Source organism: Microbacterium sp. B24 (assembly GCF_000333415.1).
Taxonomy (GTDB): domain Bacteria; phylum Actinomycetota; class Actinomycetes; order Actinomycetales; family Microbacteriaceae; genus Microbacterium.
This window is the reverse complement of sequence record NZ_BADB01000118.1, coordinates 1-1,583: the sequence shown is the minus strand read 5'-3', so window position 1 is coordinate 1,583 and position 1,583 is coordinate 1. Positions and strand designations below refer to the sequence as shown.

Annotated in this window: 1 protein-coding gene and 1 pseudogene; one reads left to right on the top strand and one right to left on the bottom strand. The window is 67.5% G+C overall.

The window, feature by feature from the left end; all coding sequences use genetic code 11:
- The coding region (locus tag I5I_RS02675) for a DHA2 family efflux MFS transporter permease subunit (protein WP_036316189.1) at positions 1–1,173 on the bottom strand (1,173 nt) is incomplete at its 3' end.
- A 107-nt stretch (positions 1,174–1,280) separates the two neighbouring features.
- Between I5I_RS02675 and I5I_RS02670 the strand changes: the two are divergent.
- Positions 1,281–1,583 (top strand): annotated as a pseudogene (locus I5I_RS02670) (DUF1345 domain-containing protein); the annotation flags it as partial.

Genomic DNA, 1,583 nt, shown 5'->3' with positions numbered 1-1,583 from the left:
CGCCAGTCCGATCGACAACAGCGTCTGCGTGACGACGAGGATCCACACGGGGGTCGATTCGGTGAGGAGCGTGAAGCTCCACAGGATCGTCAGCACGACGATGGTGCCCGGAAGCAGAAGCACGCGGGTGCCCCAGCGATCGTAGATGCGCCCGATGACGGGTCCGAGAAGACCCATCGCCAGTGCGCCCGGCAGGACGACGAGACCGGACGCACTCGCCGACAGCCCCAGTGTGTTCTGCAGGTACAGCGGGAGAGCGGTCAGCGTCCCGAAGAATGCCAGCGACATCACCGCGAAATGCGCGACCGAAAGGGAGAAGTTGCCCGAGCGGAAGATCCGCAGATCCAGGAGCGCCTCATCGCGCTTCTGGAGGATCAGCTGACGCCAGGCGAACAGGCCGAGGGCGACGAGGCCGACGCCCAGAGCGATGACGAGAGTCGTCGTCGCCGTCTCGGCGGCGGCGAGATCCGAGCCATGCCCGCCGATCTGGCTGAGCCCGAAGACGACACCGCCGAACCCGACGGCGGACAGCGCCACGGAAAGGATGTCGATCGGCGTGTGGGTGCTCTCACCCAGGTTGTGGATCCAGCGCACGCCCACGACCAGGGCCACCAGTGCGATGGGAAGGACGATCGCGAAGATCCACCGCCAGGTGAGATTGTCGAGGACGATACCCGCCATGGTGGGTCCGATGGCGGGAGCGAGTGAGATCACGACGCTGACACGGCCCATCATCCGTCCCCGCAGGTGCGCAGGAACGACGGTCATGAGTGTCGTCATGAGCAGCGGCATCATGATGGCCGTCCCCGACGCCTGGACGACACGAGCGATGACGAGCACCTCGAAACCCGGAGCGACCAGCGCGATGAGGGTACCCGCCGAGAACAGACTCATCGCCGTCGCGAACATCGCTCGCGTGGTGAAGCGGCGCAGCAGGAAGCCGGTGATGGGGATGACGACCGCCATCGTCAGCATGAACGCCGTCGTGAGCCACTGCGCAGCCACCGCGGTGATGCCGAGGTCGACGATCAGGTGCGGGATCGCGACGCCCATCGTCGTCTCGTTCAGGATCGCCACGAACGCGGCGGCCAGCAGCAGCCAGATCACGCGATTCTCCTTGGCTCCGACCTGAGCGGGTGCGGCCGGCGCGGTGGTCGTGTCGGGAGAAGTCATCGGGCTCCTGGGTGTCGTCGGGACGCTTTCCCGGCGGGCGGGGCAACTCTTCACTGTAACGGGAGGGTCGGACACGGCATTCCCGGTCGCGGTGGGAGCATCGAGGCATGAGTTCTCGCCGTCATCCGTCGCGGGTGGCCGTCCGCGGCCCCCTCTCCCTCGCCGTCGGAGTCGTGGTCGCGGTCGTCGTCTCGATCGCCGCCGGGATCTCGGTCGGTCTTCTCGCCGGCTGGGCCGTCGTGGCAGCCATCAATGTGGTGTGGCTGCTGAGCGTGGTGTGGCCGATGAATGCCGATCAGACGCGCTCGCACACGACGAGCGTCGACCCGGGGCGCCCCGTCGCACGGTTGATCGCACTCGCCGGCAGCGTCGCGAGCCTGGGCGGGTGGTCGCGGTGCTGGTCGGGGGCG